At 63.1% G+C, this 16922-nt stretch carries 17 protein-coding genes and 1 tRNA gene; all 18 read right to left on the bottom strand.

Annotated features, from left to right (window positions below; genetic code table 11):
- Window positions 1-13: 13 nt before the first annotated feature.
- A complete protein-coding gene (gene nuoL / locus LGR64_RS04405) occupies window positions 14-2047 on the bottom strand; it encodes an NADH-quinone oxidoreductase subunit L (protein ID WP_141834780.1) in 2034 nt (677 codons plus the stop codon).
- A 53-nt stretch (window positions 2048-2100) separates the two neighbouring features.
- The gene (gene nuoK / locus LGR64_RS04400) at window positions 2101-2409 is read right to left on the bottom strand and encodes an NADH-quinone oxidoreductase subunit NuoK (RefSeq protein ID WP_012206969.1); all 309 of its coding nucleotides are present in this window, start codon (window positions 2407-2409) and stop codon (window positions 2101-2103) included.
- On the bottom strand, window positions 2406-3074 hold the full coding sequence (locus tag LGR64_RS04395) for an NADH-quinone oxidoreductase subunit J (protein WP_012206970.1): 669 nt from the start codon (window positions 3072-3074) through the stop codon (window positions 2406-2408). The genes nuoK and LGR64_RS04395 overlap by 4 nt, the downstream gene beginning before the upstream one ends.
- Before the next feature lie 34 nt (window positions 3075-3108).
- The gene (nuoI, locus tag LGR64_RS04390) at window positions 3109-3618 is read right to left on the bottom strand and encodes an NADH-quinone oxidoreductase subunit NuoI (protein ID WP_012206971.1); all 510 of its coding nucleotides are present in this window, start codon (window positions 3616-3618) and stop codon (window positions 3109-3111) included.
- An 11-nt stretch (window positions 3619-3629) separates the two neighbouring features.
- Window positions 3630-4706, bottom strand: a complete 1077-nt coding sequence (gene nuoH, locus LGR64_RS04385; protein ID WP_141834259.1) for an NADH-quinone oxidoreductase subunit NuoH — start codon at window positions 4704-4706, stop codon at window positions 3630-3632.
- Window positions 4703-6826, bottom strand: a complete 2124-nt coding sequence (gene nuoG / locus LGR64_RS04380; protein ID WP_013801063.1) for an NADH-quinone oxidoreductase subunit NuoG — start codon at window positions 6824-6826, stop codon at window positions 4703-4705. The genes nuoH and nuoG overlap by 4 nt, the downstream gene beginning before the upstream one ends.
- 15 nt (window positions 6827-6841) lie before the next feature.
- Complete coding sequence (nuoF, locus tag LGR64_RS04375; protein WP_034396578.1) at window positions 6842-8200, bottom strand: NADH-quinone oxidoreductase subunit NuoF; 1359 nt, start codon at window positions 8198-8200, stop codon at window positions 6842-6844.
- Window positions 8197-8688: an NADH-quinone oxidoreductase subunit NuoE gene (nuoE, locus tag LGR64_RS04370; RefSeq protein WP_012206975.1), complete on the bottom strand. Its 492-nt coding sequence runs from the start codon at window positions 8686-8688 to the stop codon at window positions 8197-8199. Before nuoE ends, nuoF begins: the two co-directional genes overlap by 4 nt.
- A complete protein-coding gene (locus LGR64_RS04365) occupies window positions 8685-9938 on the bottom strand; it encodes an NADH-quinone oxidoreductase subunit D (RefSeq protein ID WP_013801061.1) in 1254 nt (417 codons plus the stop codon). Before LGR64_RS04365 ends, nuoE begins: the two co-directional genes overlap by 4 nt.
- Before the next feature lie 32 nt (window positions 9939-9970).
- Entirely contained in the window at window positions 9971-10579 is a 609-nt protein-coding gene (locus tag LGR64_RS04360) for an NADH-quinone oxidoreductase subunit C (RefSeq protein WP_034398879.1), read from the bottom strand.
- A gap of 10 nt (window positions 10580-10589) precedes the next feature.
- Window positions 10590-11069: a NuoB/complex I 20 kDa subunit family protein gene (locus LGR64_RS04355; protein WP_012206978.1), complete on the bottom strand. Its 480-nt coding sequence runs from the start codon at window positions 11067-11069 to the stop codon at window positions 10590-10592.
- Between the two features lie 23 nt (window positions 11070-11092).
- Complete coding sequence (locus LGR64_RS04350) at window positions 11093-11452, bottom strand: NADH-quinone oxidoreductase subunit A (RefSeq protein WP_141834256.1); 360 nt, start codon at window positions 11450-11452, stop codon at window positions 11093-11095.
- A gap of 73 nt (window positions 11453-11525) precedes the next feature.
- A tRNA-Leu gene (locus LGR64_RS04345) sits at window positions 11526-11610 on the bottom strand.
- Window positions 11611-11727: 117 nt separating this feature from the next.
- Complete coding sequence (secG, locus tag LGR64_RS04340; RefSeq protein WP_141834253.1) at window positions 11728-12120, bottom strand: preprotein translocase subunit SecG; 393 nt, start codon at window positions 12118-12120, stop codon at window positions 11728-11730.
- A 58-nt stretch (window positions 12121-12178) separates the two neighbouring features.
- The gene (gene tpiA / locus LGR64_RS04335; RefSeq protein ID WP_230355018.1) at window positions 12179-12925 is read right to left on the bottom strand and encodes a triose-phosphate isomerase; all 747 of its coding nucleotides are present in this window, start codon (window positions 12923-12925) and stop codon (window positions 12179-12181) included.
- 2 nt (window positions 12926-12927) lie between these two features.
- Window positions 12928-13929, bottom strand: a complete 1002-nt coding sequence (locus LGR64_RS04330) for an NAD(P)H-quinone oxidoreductase (protein WP_012206982.1) — start codon at window positions 13927-13929, stop codon at window positions 12928-12930.
- A gap of 119 nt (window positions 13930-14048) precedes the next feature.
- A complete protein-coding gene (gene pnp, locus LGR64_RS04325) occupies window positions 14049-16310 on the bottom strand; it encodes a polyribonucleotide nucleotidyltransferase (RefSeq protein WP_043819231.1) in 2262 nt (753 codons plus the stop codon).
- A 207-nt stretch (window positions 16311-16517) separates the two neighbouring features.
- Window positions 16518-16784, bottom strand: coding sequence for a 30S ribosomal protein S15 (gene rpsO, locus LGR64_RS04320; RefSeq protein WP_012206984.1), 267 nt, complete (start codon window positions 16782-16784; stop codon window positions 16518-16520).
- Between the last annotated feature and the right edge of the window lie 138 nt (window positions 16785-16922).

Genomic DNA, 16922 nt, shown 5'->3' with positions numbered 1-16922 from the left:
TGTTCTTCCTCTACTACTTGTTGAGCCACACGAAATACGTCATGAGAGCGAACACGCCCAGCAGCATGACCAACGCGTAGTGATAGAGATAGCCCGACTGCAGCTTGCGCACCCACTGGCCGATGTGGCCGATGAGCTTCCACGAACCGTTGACGATGGCGCCATCGATGATGGCCTGGTCGCCGACCTTCCAGAAGAAGCTGCCGAAGGCGCGTGCACCACGGGCGAAGATGTTTTCGTAGACCCAGTCCACGCCGTACTTGCCTTCCAGTGCCTGGTAGACACCGATCTTCTGCATGGCCGACTTGATGGCCGCAGGGACTTCGGGCTTGACCATGTAGAACAGGTAGGAGACGACGACGCCTGCCAGTGCCAGCCAGAACGGCGCGGCCGTGAAGCCGTGCAGTGCCATGGGCACCCAGCCGTGGATTTTCTCGGCCAGTTCAGCCATGGCGCCGTGCTTTGCGCCATCGACGTGGATCACGCCCTTGAAGAAGTCACCGAACAGCATGGGCATCAGCGCGATGGCACCGATCACCACCGAGGGGATGGCCAGCAGCATCAGCGGACCGGTCACGACCAGGGGCGACTCGTGCGGCTTGGCGTCGTGGCCATGGCCGTGGTGGTCGTCATGGGCATGATGGTCATCGTGACCGTGGTGGTCATCGTGGTGCGCGTCCGGGTTCTGGTCGTAGCGCTCCTTGCCGTGGAAGACGATGAAGTACAGGCGGAAGGAGTAGAAGGCTGTGATGAACACGCCGGCCAGCACCGCGAAGTTCGCGAAGCCTGCGCCCGGCAGGTTCGTGGCGTGCACGGCTTCGATGATGGCGTCCTTCGAGTAGAAGCCCGAGAAGAACGGCGTACCGATCAGAGCCAGGTTGCCCAGCAGGAAGGTGATCCAGGTGATGGGCATGTACTTGCGCACGCCACCCATCCAGCGGATGTCCTGGTTGTGGTGCATGCCCATGATCACCGAGCCGGCGCCAAGGAACAGCAGGGCCTTGAAGAAGGCGTGGGTCATCAGGTGGAACACGGCCACCGAGTAGGCGGAGGCGCCCAGGGCCACGGTCATGTAGCCCAGCTGCGACAGCGTGGAGTACGCGATCACGCGCTTGATGTCGTTCTGGATGATGCCCAGCACGCCCATGAACAGCGCCGTGATGGAGCCGATCACCAGGATGAAGCTCAGTGCCGTGTCCGACAGCTCGTACAGCGGCGACATGCGCGAGACCATGAAGATGCCGGCCGTCACCATGGTGGCGGCGTGGATCAGTGCCGAGATGGGGGTCGGGCCTTCCATCGAATCGGGCAGCCAGGCGTGCAGCGGGAACTGTGCCGACTTGCCCATGGCGCCGATGAACAGGCAGATGGCCGTCACCGTCACCAGCAGCCAGCCGGTGCCCGGCAGCAGGGTGTTCTGGATCTCGGGCAGCTTGGCGAAGATCTCGCCGTAGTTCATGGTGCCGGTGTAGGCAGCGATCAGGCCGATGCCCAGGATGAAGCCGAAGTCACCCACACGGTTGACCAGGAAGGCCTTCATGTTGGCGAAGATGGCCGTGGGCTTGTTGTAGTAGAAGCCGATCAGCAGGTAGGACACCAGGCCCACGGCTTCCCAGCCGAAGAACAGCTGCAGCAGGTTGTTGCTCATGACGAGCATCAACATGGAGAAGGTGAACAGCGAGATGTAGGAGAAGAAACGGTTGTAGCCGTCATCTTCCTGCATGTAGCCGATGGTGTAGATGTGCACCATCAGCGACACGAAGGTCACCACGCACATCATCATGGCCGTGATGCTGTCGATCAGGAAACCGACCTCCATCTTCAGGCCGCCGATTTCCATCCAGGTATAGATGGACTGGTCGAAACGCGCGCCGTCGAAGATCACGCTGTTGAACGTGATGGCCGACAGGATGAAGGCGATCAGCACGCCCGCGATGGTGAGGGTATGGCTGCCGCCGCGACCGATCTTGTTGCCGCCGAAGGCCGTGCCCCAGATGCCCGCGAGCACGGAGCCCGCCAGCGGTGCCAGCGGCACCGCCAGGAGCATGGATGCAGAGAGTGTTTGACTCATTCTTAAGAACCTTGCAAGTTACGGCGGACTCAACCCTTGAGGGAGTTGAGATCTTCCGCATTGATGCTGGTCTTGTTGCGGAACAGAAGCACCAGGATCGCCAGACCGATGGCCGACTCGGCGGCTGCCACTGTCAGGATGAAGAACACGAACACCTGGCCGTGCATGTCACCCAGATAGCTGGAGAACGCCACGAAGTTGGTGTTGACGGCCAGGAGCATCAGCTCGATGGCCATCAGCAGCACGATCAGGTTCTTGCGGTTCAGAAAAATGCCAACGACGGAGAGCGCGAACAGCATGGCGCCCAGCGTCAAATAATGGCCCAAAGTCAACGTCATGCTTTTGTCTCCACGGCGGGGGTTGCCTCGGCGGCCGGTGCCTGCGGCGCCTGGGTGACCGGCACCTTGACCAGCTCGAGGCGATCCTTTGCGCGCACACGGATCTGCTGGGCCGGGTTCACTGCCTTGCTGTCCTTGCGCTTGCGCAGGGTCAGGGCGATGGCGGCAATCATGGCCACCAGCAGGATCACGGCAGCGATCTCGACGGGGTACAGGTATTCGGTGTACAGCAGCTTGCCCAGGGCCTGGGTGTTGGAGTACTGCACGGTCTGGCCGGCAGCGTTGACCGTGGCTGCAATGGCCTTGGGCTCCTCGACGCCGCTGAAGCCGCCCATCAGCACCATGCCCATTTCAAAGGCAATCAGTGCACCGATCAGGGCAGCGAAGGGGAAATGCTTCCAGAACCCCTGGCGCACGGCGTCGATGCGGATGTCCAGCATCATCACCACGAACAGGAACAGCACCATCACGGCGCCCAGGTAGACCAGCACCAGGGTCACGCCCAGGAACTCGGCCTTGAGCAGAAGCCAGATGCCGGCAGCCTGCGAGAAGGCCAGGATCAGGTTGAGCACGGCATGCACGGGGTTGCGCGCCGTGACGACCCGGAAGGCTGCAAACAGCAGCACGACCGAGAACAGATAGAAGAAACCAGTTTTGGCGTCCATGGATCGAATCTTTTCAAGTGATCAAGGAGCCGCTTCAGCGGTACTTGGCGTCCGCAGCCTTGGCGGCGGCAATCTCGGGTTCGTAGCGATCGCCAACGGCCAGCAGCATGTCCTTGGTGAAGTACAGGTCGCCGCGCTTTTCTCCGTGGTATTCGAAGATATGCGTCTCGACGATCGAGTCCACCGGGCAGCTTTCCTCGCAGAAGCCGCAGAAGATGCACTTGGTCAGGTCGATGTCGTAGCGCGTGGTGCGGCGCGAGCCGTCGTCACGCACATCGGACTCGATGGTGATGGCCATGGCCGGGCACACCGCCTCGCACAGCTTGCAGGCAATGCAGCGCTCTTCGCCGTTGTCATAACGGCGCAGGGCGTGCAGTCCGCGAAAACGCGGCGACAGGGGTGTCTTTTCCTCGGGGAACTGCACCGTGACCTTGCGGCGGAAGGTGTAGCGGCCAGTCAGGGCCATGCCCTTGGCCAGTTCCCAGAGCATGAAGCTCTTGAGGAAATCTTTGATCGAAAATGGGGTAGCAGCAACCGCAGACATTCTTGCTCCGCTCAGTTCCAGATGTTCCAAGGCGAGTGCATCCAGCCACCCACGACGACCAGCCACACCAGGGTGACGGGAATGAAGATCTTCCAGCCCAGACGCATGATCTGGTCATAGCGAAAGCGCGGGAAGGTGGCACGGATCCAGATGAACATGGACACGACCAGGAAAGTCTTCGCCGCCAGCCAGATCCATCCGGGGATGAACGACAGGAAGTCGAACGGAGGCAGCCAGCCGCCCAGGAACATGATCACGCCAAGGATGGACACCAGCCACATGCTGGCGTACTCGGCCAGGAAGAAGATGGCAAAGCCCATGCCCGAGTACTCGACCATGTGGCCGGCCACGATTTCGGCTTCGCCTTCGACCACGTCGAAGGGGTGGCGGTTGGTCTCGGCCACGGCCGAGATCAGGTAGACCACGAAGATCGGCAGCAGCGGCAGCCAGTTCCACGACAGGACGCTGACACCCATGCTGGCGAACTGGCCCTGGCCCTGGCTCAGCACGATCTGCGTCAGATTCATGCTGCCCGTGACCATGATCACGACCAGGAAACAGAAGCCCAGCGCGATTTCATAGCTGACCATCTGTGCCGAGGCGCGCAGCGCGCCCAGGAAGGCGTACTTGGAGTTGGAGGCCCAGCCCGCAATGATCACGCCATAGACTTCGATGGAAGTGATGGCCATGATCAGCAGCAGGCCGGCGTTGACGTTGGCCAGCGCCACTTCGGGGCCGAAGGGGATCGCCACCCATGCCGCCAGGGCGGGCATGATGGCCATCACCGGGCCCACGTAGAACAGGCCCTTGGCGGCAGCCGTGGGCTGGATCAGTTCCTTGGTCAGCAGCTTCAGGCCGTCGGCCAGAGGCTGCAGCAGACCGAAGGGACCCACGCGGTTGGGACCCATGCGAACCTGCATGAAGCCCAGCAGCTTGCGCTCCCACAGCGTCAGGTAGGCCACGGCGCCCATCAGCGGGGCGACGATGGCAACGATGCCCAGCAGGATCCAGAGCACGGGCCAGGCCACGTCGGTCCACCAGGGGGCGGCGATCAGGCCGGCACCGGCCGTCTTGAGTGCGTCAATCATGCGGCGCCTCCCTCACGAGCCTGACGTGCATCTGCCGTCAGTTGCAGCGATGTCGCGCGGCGCACGATGCTGTCGAGCTGATAAATGCTGGCCACCACGGGCGCGGCATGGCCGGCACCGTTGGCGATGGAATTCACGGCAGGCGCACCGTTGCCCAGCAGGTTGGCTGGCACGCTGGTGGCAGCGGCGGTGGCGGCTGCGAGCACGTCCTGCGACGTCTCGTAGTCCACGCCCTGCACGCCCAGCAGGTTGGCCAGCACGCGCAGCACCTTCCAGCCCGGACGGGCTTCGGCCAGCGGCTTGACCACGGCGTGGAAGCTCTGCAGGCGGCCTTCGGCGTTGACGAAGCTGCCCGAGGTTTCCGTGAACGGGGCGATGGGCAGCAGCACGTCGCTGAATTCCATGTTGGCCTTGAAGGGGCTCAGGGTCACGACCATCTCGGCCTTGCCCAGTGCCTCTGCGGCGCGGGCGCCGGCAGCGGAGTCGAACACGGGTTCGTTGTTCAGCAGCAGCACGGCCTTGAGGCCGCCGGCCAGCATCTGGCCTGCGTTCAGGCCCGAGGCGGCAGGCTGTGCACCCACCCACTGTGCACCCACCGTGTTGGCGGCTTCGGTCAGGTAGCCGACCGAGGCACCGGTCTGCTCGGCAATCCAGTTGGCCAGCGACAGCAGGGTCGATGCCTGTGCGTGGTGCGCAGCGGCATTGCCCAGCAAGATGGCCTTGCGCTCGCCGCGCAGCAGCGCGGCAGCGATGGCCTGGGCCTCGGCATGCACGTCGGCGGCGGCCACGGGAGCGGCAACGCCCTTTTCCTGCGCCACGGCGGCGGCCACATCGGCCAGCGCCTGGGCCCAGTCCGGGGCAGCCACGATGGACGCCGTCACCGGCATGGCCCAGTCGTAGACACGCTCATTGATGGCGAGCACGGCGCAGCCCTGCTTGGCAGCCTGGCGGATGCGCTGCGCGAACAGCGGATGGTCCTTGCGCAGGTTGGAGCCCAGCACCAGGACGCCTTGCAGCTTGGACAGCGACGCGATGGGCGTGCCCAGCCACTGCACGCCCTGGGCGGCGGTGAACTCGGCATTGCGCAGGCGGTAGTCGATGTTCTCGCTGCCCAGGCCACGCACCAGCTTGCCAGCCAGGTACAGCTCTTCCAGCGTGCTGTGCGGGCTGACCAGCGAACCGATGGCGGATGCGCCATGGTCATTCTTGATCTGGCGCAGGCCGTTGGCCACGTATTCGAGGGCGGTCTGCCAATCGACTTCCTTCCACTCGCCACCTTGCTTGAGCATGGGGCGGGTCAGGCGTTCGTCGCTGTTCAGGGCTTCGTAGGAGAAGCGATCGCGGTCGGCGATCCAGCACTCGTTGACCTCTTCGTTCTCGAAGGGCACGACGCGCAGAACCTTGTGGTTCTTGACCTGGACGATGAGGTTGGCACCCGTGGAATCATGGGGCGAGACCGACTTGCGGCGCGACAGCTCCCAGGTGCGGGCGCTGTAGCGGAAGGGCTTGCTGGTCAACGCGCCCACGGGGCAGATGTCGATCATGTTGCCCGACAGCTCGGAGTCCACCGTATCGCCCACCACCGTGGTGATCTCGGAGTGCTCGCCGCGGTTGATCATGCCCAGCTCCATCACGCCGGACACTTCCTGTCCGAAGCGCACGCAGCGGGTGCAGTGGATGCAACGGCTCATCTCCTGCATGGAGATCAGCGGGCCCACGTCCTTGTGGAAGACCACGCGCTTTTCTTCCTCGTAGCGCGAGGCGGAGCTTCCGTAGCCCACGGCCAGATCCTGCAGCTGGCATTCGCCGCCCTGGTCGCAGATCGGGCAGTCCAGCGGGTGATTGATGAGCAGGAACTCCATCACCGATTGCTGTGCCTTGATCGCCTTCTCGCTCTTGGTGCGCACGATCATGCCCTGCGTCACGGGCGTGGCGCAGGCGGGCATGGGCTTGGGGGCTTTTTCCACATCCACCAGGCACATGCGGCAGTTGGCGGCGATGGAAAGTTTCTTGTGATAGCAGAAATGCGGGATGTAGGTGCCTGCCTTCTCGGCTGCATGCATGACCATGCAGCCTTCGGCGACCTCCACCTTTTTTCCGTCCAGTTCAATTTCAACCATATGCTTTTCTCGCGATCAGGCGGCGTGGACCGTCTGCTTGGAAGCGTTCTGGATCTTCGCTTCAAACTCGTGGCGGAAGTGCTTGATCATGGCGCGCACCGGCATCGCTGCCGCATCGCCCAGCGCACAGATCGTGCGCCCCATGATGTTCACGGATACCGAGTCCAACAGCTCGATGTCTTCAGGACGGCCTTCGCCGTGCTCGATTCGGTTGACCACGCGCCACAGCCAGCCCGTGCCTTCGCGGCAGGGAGTGCACTGGCCGCAGGACTCGTGCTGGTAGAAGTAGGACAGGCGCAGCAGGCTCTCGACCATGTCGCGCGAGTCGTCCATCACGATCACGGCGCCCGAGCCCAGCATGGAGCCGGCCTTGGCGATGGAATCGTAGTCCATCGTGCATTCCATGATGATGTCAGCCGGCAGCACGGGCGAGGACGATCCACCGGGGATCACCGCCTTGAGCTTGCGGCCCGTGCGCACGCCGCCGGCCAGCTCCAGCAGCTTGCTGAAGGGCGTGCCCAGCGGCACTTCGTAGTTGCCGGGCAGGTTCACGTCACCGCTGACCGAGAAGATCTTGGTGCCGCCGTTGTTGGGCTTGCCGCACTCCAGGTATGCAGCGCCGCCGTTGCGGATGATCCAGGGAACGGCCGCAAAGGTTTCGGTGTTGTTGATCGTGGTCGGCTTGCCGTACAGGCCGAAGCTGGCCGGGAACGGCGGCTTGAAGCGCGGCTGACCCTTCTTGCCTTCCAGCGACTCCAGCAGCGCCGTCTCTTCGCCGCAGATGTAGGCGCCGAAACCATGGTGCGCGTGCAGCTGGAAGCTGAAGCTGCTGCCCATGATGTTGTCACCCAGGTAGCCGGCGGCGCGGGCTTCCTCCAGAGCGGCTTCGAAGCGCTCATAGGCTTCGAAGATTTCGCCGTGGATGTAGTTGTAGCCCAGGGAGATGCCCATCGCGTAGGCGGCGATGATCATGCCCTCGATCACGATGTGCGGGTTGTGCACCAGGATGTCGCGGTCCTTGCAGGTGCCAGGCTCGCCTTCGTCCGAGTTGCAGACCAGGTGCTTCTGGCCCGGGAACTGGCGGGGCATGAAGCTCCACTTCAGGCCCGTGGGGAAACCTGCGCCGCCGCGGCCGCGCAGGCCCGATTCCTTGACGGTGGCGATCACCTGGTCCTGGGTCAGGCCTTCGCTGCCATCCTTGCCCAGAATCTTGCGCAGCGCCTGATAGCCGCCGCGTGCCTCGTAGTCCTTGATGGACCAGTTGGCGCCGGTCAGGTCGGCGTAGATCTGCGGATTGATGTGGCGGTCGTGAAAGCAGGTCTCGCTGCCCGAAGAGGCAAACTTGGCCAGGACCGATTGTGCGGCGGCGTTCATGCCTTGCCCTCCGCGGCGCGCAGGCCGTCGATCAATTCGTCGAGCTTTTCGTTGCTCATGAAGCTGCACATGCAGCGGTCGTTCACCAGCATCACCGGCGAATCCGCACAGGCGCCCAGGCACTCGGACTGCTGCAGCGTGAACATGCCGTCAGGCGTGGTCTCGCCCATCTTGATGCCCAGGCGGGATTCCAGATGGTGCAGCGCCTTGTAGCCGTCGCGCAGCTGGCAAGGCAGGTTGGTGCAGACGTTCAGCTTGTACGTGCCCGTGGGGCGCTGGTTGTACATGTTGTAGAACGTGGTGACTTCGTGCACCGCGATCTCGGCCATGCCCAGGAACTCGGCAATCACGGCCTCGCTCTCGGCACTGACCCAGCCCTGCTCCTGCTGCACGATGGACAGGCAGGCCATCACGGCAGACTGCTTCTGGTCGGCCGGGTACTTGGCCACCTCGCGCGCAAAGCGCTCCTTGGTCGCTTCGGTAATCATCGGTCAACGTCTCCAAACACGATGTCCAGGGTACTCAGCACCATCACGGCGTCGGCCAGCATGTGGCCTCGGCACATTTCGTCCATGGCGGACAGATTGGCGAATCCCGGCGGACGGATCTTCAGGCGGTAGGGCTTATTGGCCCCGTCGCTCACGATGTAGATGCCGAACTCCCCCTTGGGGTGTTCGATGGCCGCGTAAGCCTCGCCTTCGGGCACGCGGAAACCTTCGGTGAAGAGCTTGAAGTGGTGGATCAGCTCTTCCATGTTGGACTTCATGCCTTCGCGCGGCGGCGGAGCAATCTTGTGGTTGTCCACGATCACCGGGCCCGGGTTGGCACGCAGCCAGTCCACGCACTGCTTGATGATGCGGTTGGACTGGCGCATTTCGGCCACGCGCACCAGGTAGCGGTCGTAGCAGTCGCCGGTCTTGCCCACGGGCACGTCGAAGTCCATGCGGTCATAGACCTCATAGGGCTGCGACTTGCGCATGTCCCAAGCCACGCCGGAGGCACGCAGCATGGGGCCGGTCAGGCCCAGGTTCATGGCACGCTCGGCCGTCACCACGCCGATGTCCACGTTGCGCTGCTTCCAGATGCGGTTGTCGGTCAGCAGGGTCTCGTACTCGTCGGCGCACTTGGGGAAGCGCTGCGTGAAGTCGTCGATGAAGTCCAGCAACGAGCCGTGGCGGTTGCGGTTCATGATCTCGACCGAGCGCGCATTGCGCACCTTGCTGGCCTTGTACTGCGGCATGGTGTCGGGCAGGTCGCGGTAGACGCCGCCCGGACGGAAGTAGGCCGCGTGCATGCGCGCGCCCGAAACCGCCTCGTACATGTCCATGAGGTCTTCGCGCTCACGGAAGGTGTAGATCAGCGTCGTGGAGCTGCCCGCATCGTTGCCGCTGGAGCCCAGCCACATCAGGTGATTCATGATGCGGGTGATCTCCGAATACATCACGCGGATGTACTGGGCGCGGATGGGCACCTCGATGCCCAGCAGCTTCTCGATGGCCAGGCAGTAGGCGTGCTCGTTGCACATCATGGACACGTAGTCCAGCCGGTCCATATAGGGCAGCGACTGGATGTAGGTCTTGCTCTCTGCCAGTTTTTCTGTCGCACGGTGCAGCAGACCGATGTGCGGGTCTGCGCGCTGCACCACTTCACCGTCGAGCTCCAGCACCAGGCGCAGCACGCCGTGCGCTGCCGGGTGCTGCGGACCAAAGTTCAGGGAATAGTTCTTGATTTCAGCCATGGTCGTCCATCAAAAAGGCGCCTGGAGCGCCTTCAGTGCAGGCCCCCGTAGTTGTCTTCGCGGATGATCCGCGGCGTGATCTCGCGGGGCTCGATGGTGACCGGCTGGTACACCACGCGCTGTTGCTCGGGGTCATAGCGCATTTCCACATGGCCCGACAGCGGGAAGTCCTTGCGGAAGGGATGGCCGATGAAGCCGTAGTCGGTCAGGATGCGGCGCAGGTCGTCATGGCCGTCGAAGACGATGCCGAACAGGTCGAACGCCTCGCGCTCGAACCAGTTCGCACCCGCCCAGACGGAAGTGACGGAAGCCACCACCGGGAAATCGTCGTCGGTGCAAAAGACACGAACGCGCAGGCGCTGGTTCAGGCTGATCGACAGCAGGTGGGATACCACGGCAAAGCGCGGGCCTTCACGCCCGACTTCTGCATAGGTGGAGTAGTCCACGCCGCACAGGTCCACCAGGACCTCGAACCGGCAATCCGGAGCAGTGTGCAGAACCTGCATGGCCTCAAGATACTGGGTGGCGGACACTTCGACCGTCACCTCGCCCAGGGCCACGGTCACGCTGCGCGCCTTGTCGCCCAAGGCAGCAGCCACCACATCCCGAAGCACTTCGGGGTGAATCGCAATAGCAGTCATCATCTAGCCCTTAGACGCGAGCGATGGTATGGGTGCGGCGGATCTTCTGCTGCAGCTGGATGATGCCGTAGATCAGGGCTTCCGCCGTGGGGGGGCAGCCAGGCACATAGACATCGACCGGCACGATGCGGTCGCAGCCGCGCACCACGGAATAGCTGTAGTGGTAGTAGCCGCCGCCGTTGGCGCACGAGCCCATGGAGATGACCCAGCGGGGCTCGGACATCTGGTCATAGACCTTGCGCATGGCGGGCGCCATCTTGTTGCACAGGGTGCCGGCCACAATCATCAGGTCCGACTGCCGCGGGCTGGCACGGAAGACTTCCGAGCCAAAGCGACCGATGTCGTAACGCGCCGCCGCAGCGTGCATCATCTCCACCGCGCAGCAGGCCAGACCAAATGTCATGGGCCACAGCGAGCCCGTCTTGGCCCAATTCACCACAGAGTCGTAACTCGTGGTGATGAAGCCTTCTTTCATCACGCCTTCGATCATCGTGTTTCCTTAGTGAACCCGCTTCAGTCCCAGTCCAACGCACCCTTCTTCCATTCGTAGACAAAGCCCACGACGAGAACGGTCAGGAAAATAAGGACAGCGGCGAAACCAGCCCCACCCACGTCCCGAAGCGCAACGGCCCAGGGCAGCAGAAAGGCGATTTCCAAATCAAACAGGATGAACAGGATGGCGACGAGGTAGTAGCGCACATCGAACTTCATGCGCGCGTCTTCGAAGGCCTCGAAGCCACATTCATAGGGGGAGTTCTTGGCGGCATCGGGTCGGTTCGGACCCAGCACATACCCCAGTAGCAGGGGGACTACGCCGACACCCATGCCGACGAGAATGAACAAAAGAACGGGAAGATACTGGTCGATGTTCATCGTGTGCGGCTACCTTGAAAGGCATGCCCGCACCGATCAGCCTGATCAGCAGGGCAGGCTCTTAGTTATATCTTGGTGCCGTCGGCGAGACTCGAACTCGCACAGCTTTCGCCACTACCCCCTCAAGATAGCGTGTCTACCAATTTCACCACGACGGCAAGTCTTGATTTCGGCTGGCTCTTTATCTCCGTTGCAAAGATTCCGCCTACCGAACAATCTCTAGATTCTACTCTGAAAAACCCTCGGACCCGGAGGACCGAGGACTTTGTTCGAAATTATTTCGTGGGGATCTGGGCAGCGCCTTCAGCACCGGCAGCAGGCGCCTGGCCTGCAGCAGGAGCAGGCACTTCGCCAGCAGCGCCAGAGACCGCAGGAGCCGGCGCCGTGATGGGTGCGGCACCTTCCAGCACGCTGCCCGAGCTGACGGGACGCGCATTGCTCAGATAGGCCAGCGCCAGCGTGGCCACGAAGAACACCGTGGCCAGGCCTGCCGTGGAGCGCGACAGGAAGTTGGCGCTGCCCGAGGCACCGAACAGGCTGCCGGAGCTGCCGCTGCCGAACGAGGCGCCCATGTCGGCACCCTTGCCGTGTTGAATCAGGATCAGGCCGATCATGCCGAGAGCCGACAGCATCTGAACGGCGAGGATCACGCTTGCGAATGCATTCATTGGTTGTACCTGCTAGTAACGCGAGAGCTAAAAAAGCGAATGGAAAAACCGCCCCGGCTTACTGGGCCGCAGCGATGATGGCCAGGAAATCGGCTGCCTTGAGCGACGCTCCGCCCACCAGGCCACCATCAATGTCGGCCTGGGCCAGCAGTTGGGCTGCATTGGAGGCATTCATGCTGCCGCCGTACAGCAAGGCGATGCGATCGGCCTGCTGGCTGGCAGCCGCCAGCTGGGAGCGGAGCACGGCATGCACCTGCTGGGCCTGCTCCGGCGTGGCGGTCCTGCCGGTGCCTATGGCCCAGACGGGCTCATAGGCCACGACCAGCTCATTGATGCACTGGCCCACCTGATGGATCACGGCCGCCAGTTGGCGCTTGACCACTTCTTCGGTCTGCCCCGCCTCGCGCTCCGCCAGCGTTTCACCCACACAGACGATGGGCGTGACGCCCTTGCCCAGCGCAGCCTGCGCCTTCAGCGCCACCACGGCATCGGTTTCGCCATGGTATTGGCGACGCTCCGAGTGCCCCACCAGCGTATAGCGCACGCCAAAATCCCGAAGCATTGCGGCCGACAGCTCGCCCGTATAGGCACCCGATTCATGCTGCGACACGTCCTGCGCAGCCACGCCGATGGCCGAGCCTTCAAGCTCGGCCTGAACCTGGGCCAGATAGACGGCAGGCACGGCCACAGCCACGCCCGCATTGCCCCCCTCGGGCAGACCCTCCTTGAGGGCCTTGAGCAAAACGGCATTGGCAGCCAGGCTGCCATTCATCTTCCAGTTGCCAACGATGAGTTTCTTCTTCATGGTTACCACGTCAAAACGATTTTGCCGGTGTGCTGACTCGACTCCATCAGCGCGTGCGCCTTGTCGGCATCAGCGGCAGCAAAGGTGCTATGGATCACAGGACGAATGCCGCCTGCCTCGATGAGCGGCCAGACCTCGCGGCGCAGGGCCTGGGCGATGGCTGCCTTGAAAGCCACAGGTCGCGGACGCAGTGTGGAGCCCGTCACCAGCAGACGGCGACGCAGGACCAGGCCCGCGTCGAACTCTGCCTTGATGCCACCCTGCACCGCAATGATGACCAGACGGCCATCCTCTGCCAGGCTTTGCACTTCGCGTGCCACATAGCCACCCGCCACCATGTCAAGGATCACGTCCACCCCCCTGCCTTCGGTGATGCGCTGCACCTCCGCGGCAAAGTCCTGGGTACGGTAGTTGATGGCATGGTCGGCACCCAGCTTGAGGCAGTCGGCGCACTTGGCATCGGAGCCAGCGGTCACGATGACCGTTGCGCCGCGCGCCTTGGCCAGCTGGATGGCCGTCACGCCGATGCCGCTGCTGCCACCCTGCACCAGCAGGGTTTCGCCCGCCTGCAAGGCACCGCGGTCGAACACATTGCTCCAGACGGTGAAGAAGGTCTCGGGCAATGCCGAAGCCTCCACCTCGCTGAGCCCTGCCGGGATGGGCAGGCACTGGGCCACGGGCGCAACGCAGTACTCCGCATAGCCACCGCCGGCCAGCAGCGCGCACACGCGGTCTCCCACGCGCAGGCCTGCCAGCCGCATGGCTTCGTCGTCGCCCGACACGATCACCCCGGCCACTTCCAGCCCGGGCAGGTCGGAGGCGCCAGGCGGCGGAGCATAGTGCCCCTTGCGCTGCAACACATCAGGGCGATTGACACCACTGGCCGACACCTGGATCAGCAACTCCTGCGCACCCGCAACGGGCAGCGGACGCTCGCCCAGGCGCAATACCTCGGGAGCACCAAAGTCCGTGAGTTCCACGGCACGCATGATTTGCTTTTCCATCTTTCGACCTCGCAATCCCTGTCAAAAATGCCACAAGCGCTGAACAGGTCAGCGCTTTTTGCCAGTCACCACATGCACCTGCAAGGCCACCCCCTTTTGGGGAATGGCCTTGCCGGGCATTACTGCTGCTGTTGCTGTTGCTGCTCGCCCTCGGCAGCCGGACGGCCGCCGTCACGGGGCTCGCGGGGTTCACGCGGCTCACGGAACTCGCGCTGCTGGCGGGGCTCACGCGGCTGGCGGAACTCACGCTCGGCAGGCGCGGGGCGCTCGCTGCGCTCCATGCCGGCAGGACGCTCGGTCAGCGCCTTCAGCGACAGCTTGACACGACCCTTTTCGTCGGTCTCCATGACCTTGACCTTGATGATCTGGCCTTCCTGCAGGTAGTCGGCGACGCGCTCCACGCGCTCGTGGGCAATCTGGCTGATGTGCAGCAGACCGTCCTTGCCGGGCAGCAGGTTCACGAGAGCACCGAAGTCCAGGATCTTGGTGACCGGGCCTTCGTAGATCTTGCCGATTTCGACTTCGGCCGTGATCTCTTCGATGCGGCGCTTGGCTTCGTCGGCCTTGGCGGCATCGCTGGAGGCAATGGTGATGGTGCCGTCTTCGCCGATGTCGATCTGCGTGCCGGTCTCTTCGGTCAGTGCACGGATGGTGGAGCCACCCTTGCCGATCACGTCACGGATCTTCTCGGGGTTGATCTTCATCGTGTACAGCTTGGGAGCGAAGGACGAGATCTCGGCCTTGGCTTCGCCCATGGCTTCCTGCATCTTGCCCAGGATGTGCATGCGCGCTTCCTTGGCCTGGGCCAGGGCGACCTGCATGATTTCCTTGGTGATGCCCTGGATCTTGATGTCCATCTGCAGCGCAGTGATGCCGCTGGTGGTGCCGGCCACCTTGAAGTCCATGTCGCCCAGGTGATCTTCGTCACCCAGGATGTCGGTCAGCACGGCGAAGCGGTTGTCTTCCTTGATCAGGCCCATGGCGATGCCGGCCACGTGGGCCTTCATCGGAACGCCGGCATCCATCATCGACAGGCAGCCGCCGCAGACCGAAGCCATGGACGAGGAACCGTTGGACTCGGTGATTTCCGACACCACGCGGATGGTGTAGGGGAATTCTTCCTTGCTGGGCAGGCAGGCCGCCAGGGCGCGCTTGGCCAGACGGCCGTGGCCGATTTCGCGGCGCTTGGTCGAGCCCATGCGGCCCACTTCGCCGGTGGCAAAGGGAGGCATGTTGTAGTGGAACAGGAAGCGGTCCTCGAACTCGCCAGCCAGCGCATCGATGCGCTGCGCGTCGCGCTCGGTGCCCAGCGTGGACACTACCAGGGCCTGCGTCTCGCCGCGCGTGAACAGGGCCGAGCCGTGCGTGCGGGGCAGCACGGAGTTGCGGATTTCGATGGGGCGCACGGTGCGCGTGTCACGGCCGTCGATGCGCGGCTCGCCGGCCAGGATCTGGCTGCGAACGATGCGTGCCTCGATGTCGAACAGCATGCCTTCGACCTTGACGCCGTCGAACTCCACGCCCTGGGCCGTCAGGCCGGCCTTCACGGCGGCGTAGGCTTCGCGGCAGGCTTGCGTGCGGCTTTGCTTGTTGCGGATCTGGTAGGCCGTGCGCAGGGCTTCGTCACCCAGTGCAGCCACCTTGGCGATCAGCTCTTCATCCTTGGCGGGAGCGACCCAGTCCCAGACGGGCTTGCCGGCTTCGCGCACCAACTCGTGGATGGCGTCGATGGCGATGCGGCCTTGCTCGTGGCCAAAGACCACGGCGCCCAGCATCACGTCTTCAGGCAGTTGCTGCGCCTCGGACTCCACCATCAGCACGGCGGCTTCGGTACCGGCAACGACCAGATCCATCTGCGAATCCTTGCGCTGGGTCTGACCGGGGTTGAGCACGTACTCGCCATTGATGTAACCCACGCGGGCAGCACCGATGGGGCCATTGAAGGGAATGCCCGACACGGACAGGGCAGCCGAGGTGGCGATCAGGGCGGCGATGTCGGCATCGACTTCGGGGTTCAGCGACACGGTGTGGATGACCACGTGCACGTCGTTGTAGAAACCTTCGGGGAACAGCGGGCGGATCGGGCGGTCGATCAGGCGGCTGGTCAGGGTTTCGAGTTCGCTGGGCTTGGCTTCGCGCTTGAAGAAGCTGCCGGGGATCTTGCCTGCGGCGTAGGTCTTCTCGATGTAATCGACGGTCAGCGGGAAGAAGTCCTGGCCGGACTTGGCCTGCTTGGACGCCACCACGGTGGCCAGCACCACGGTGTCATCGATGTTGACCAGCACGGCGCCGGAAGCCTGGCGAGCGATCTCGCCGGTTTCCATGGTGACCGTGTGCTGGCCCCACTGGAAGGTCTTGGTGACTTTGTTGAAGATGGACATTGTTGCTCCTTTGGAATGGGTGGACCGATGCACTCATCGGGCCATGATGGAGAGCAATTCAGAACACGATGCCATTCCAGTGCTGGATTCACTGCTATCAAATCAGCAGCATTGGAATGACACAGCTTCGCTCTGTCTTGCATTCTCCGAAGTAAAAAACGCCTGAGCTAGACAGGCTAACTCAGGCGTTTTGATCTCCCACCGTGCTTACTTGCGCAGGCCCAGCTTGGCGATCAGTGCGGTGTAGCGATCAGCGTCCTTGGACTTGAGGTAGTCCAGCAGCTTGCGACGACGGCTCACCATGCGCAGCAGGCCGCGACGACCGTGGTGGTCCTTGGCGTGTTGCTTGAAGTGAGGGGTCAGCTCGTTGATGCGTGCGGTCAGCAGGGCCACTTGCACTTCTGGGCTGCCAGTATCGTTGGCAGAGCGTGCGTTGGACTTGACGACTTCAGCCTTCACGGAAGATGCGATCATTTTTTTTCCTTTGAAATTGGCCCCTCACAGACAAAAGCAGGGAGGCAGCCTTGGTTACTTGCGCCGGGACTGGAAAGGCCCCGACGTGCGTCTTGCACCATGCAAAACCCTGGGATTATAACAAGCGAGCCCTGTCCA

The organism is Delftia sp. Lp-1 (assembly GCF_020523835.1).
Taxonomy (GTDB): Bacteria; Pseudomonadota; Gammaproteobacteria; order Burkholderiales; family Burkholderiaceae_C; genus Comamonas; species Comamonas acidovorans.
This window is presented reverse-complemented; position numbering and strand designations above follow the sequence as displayed.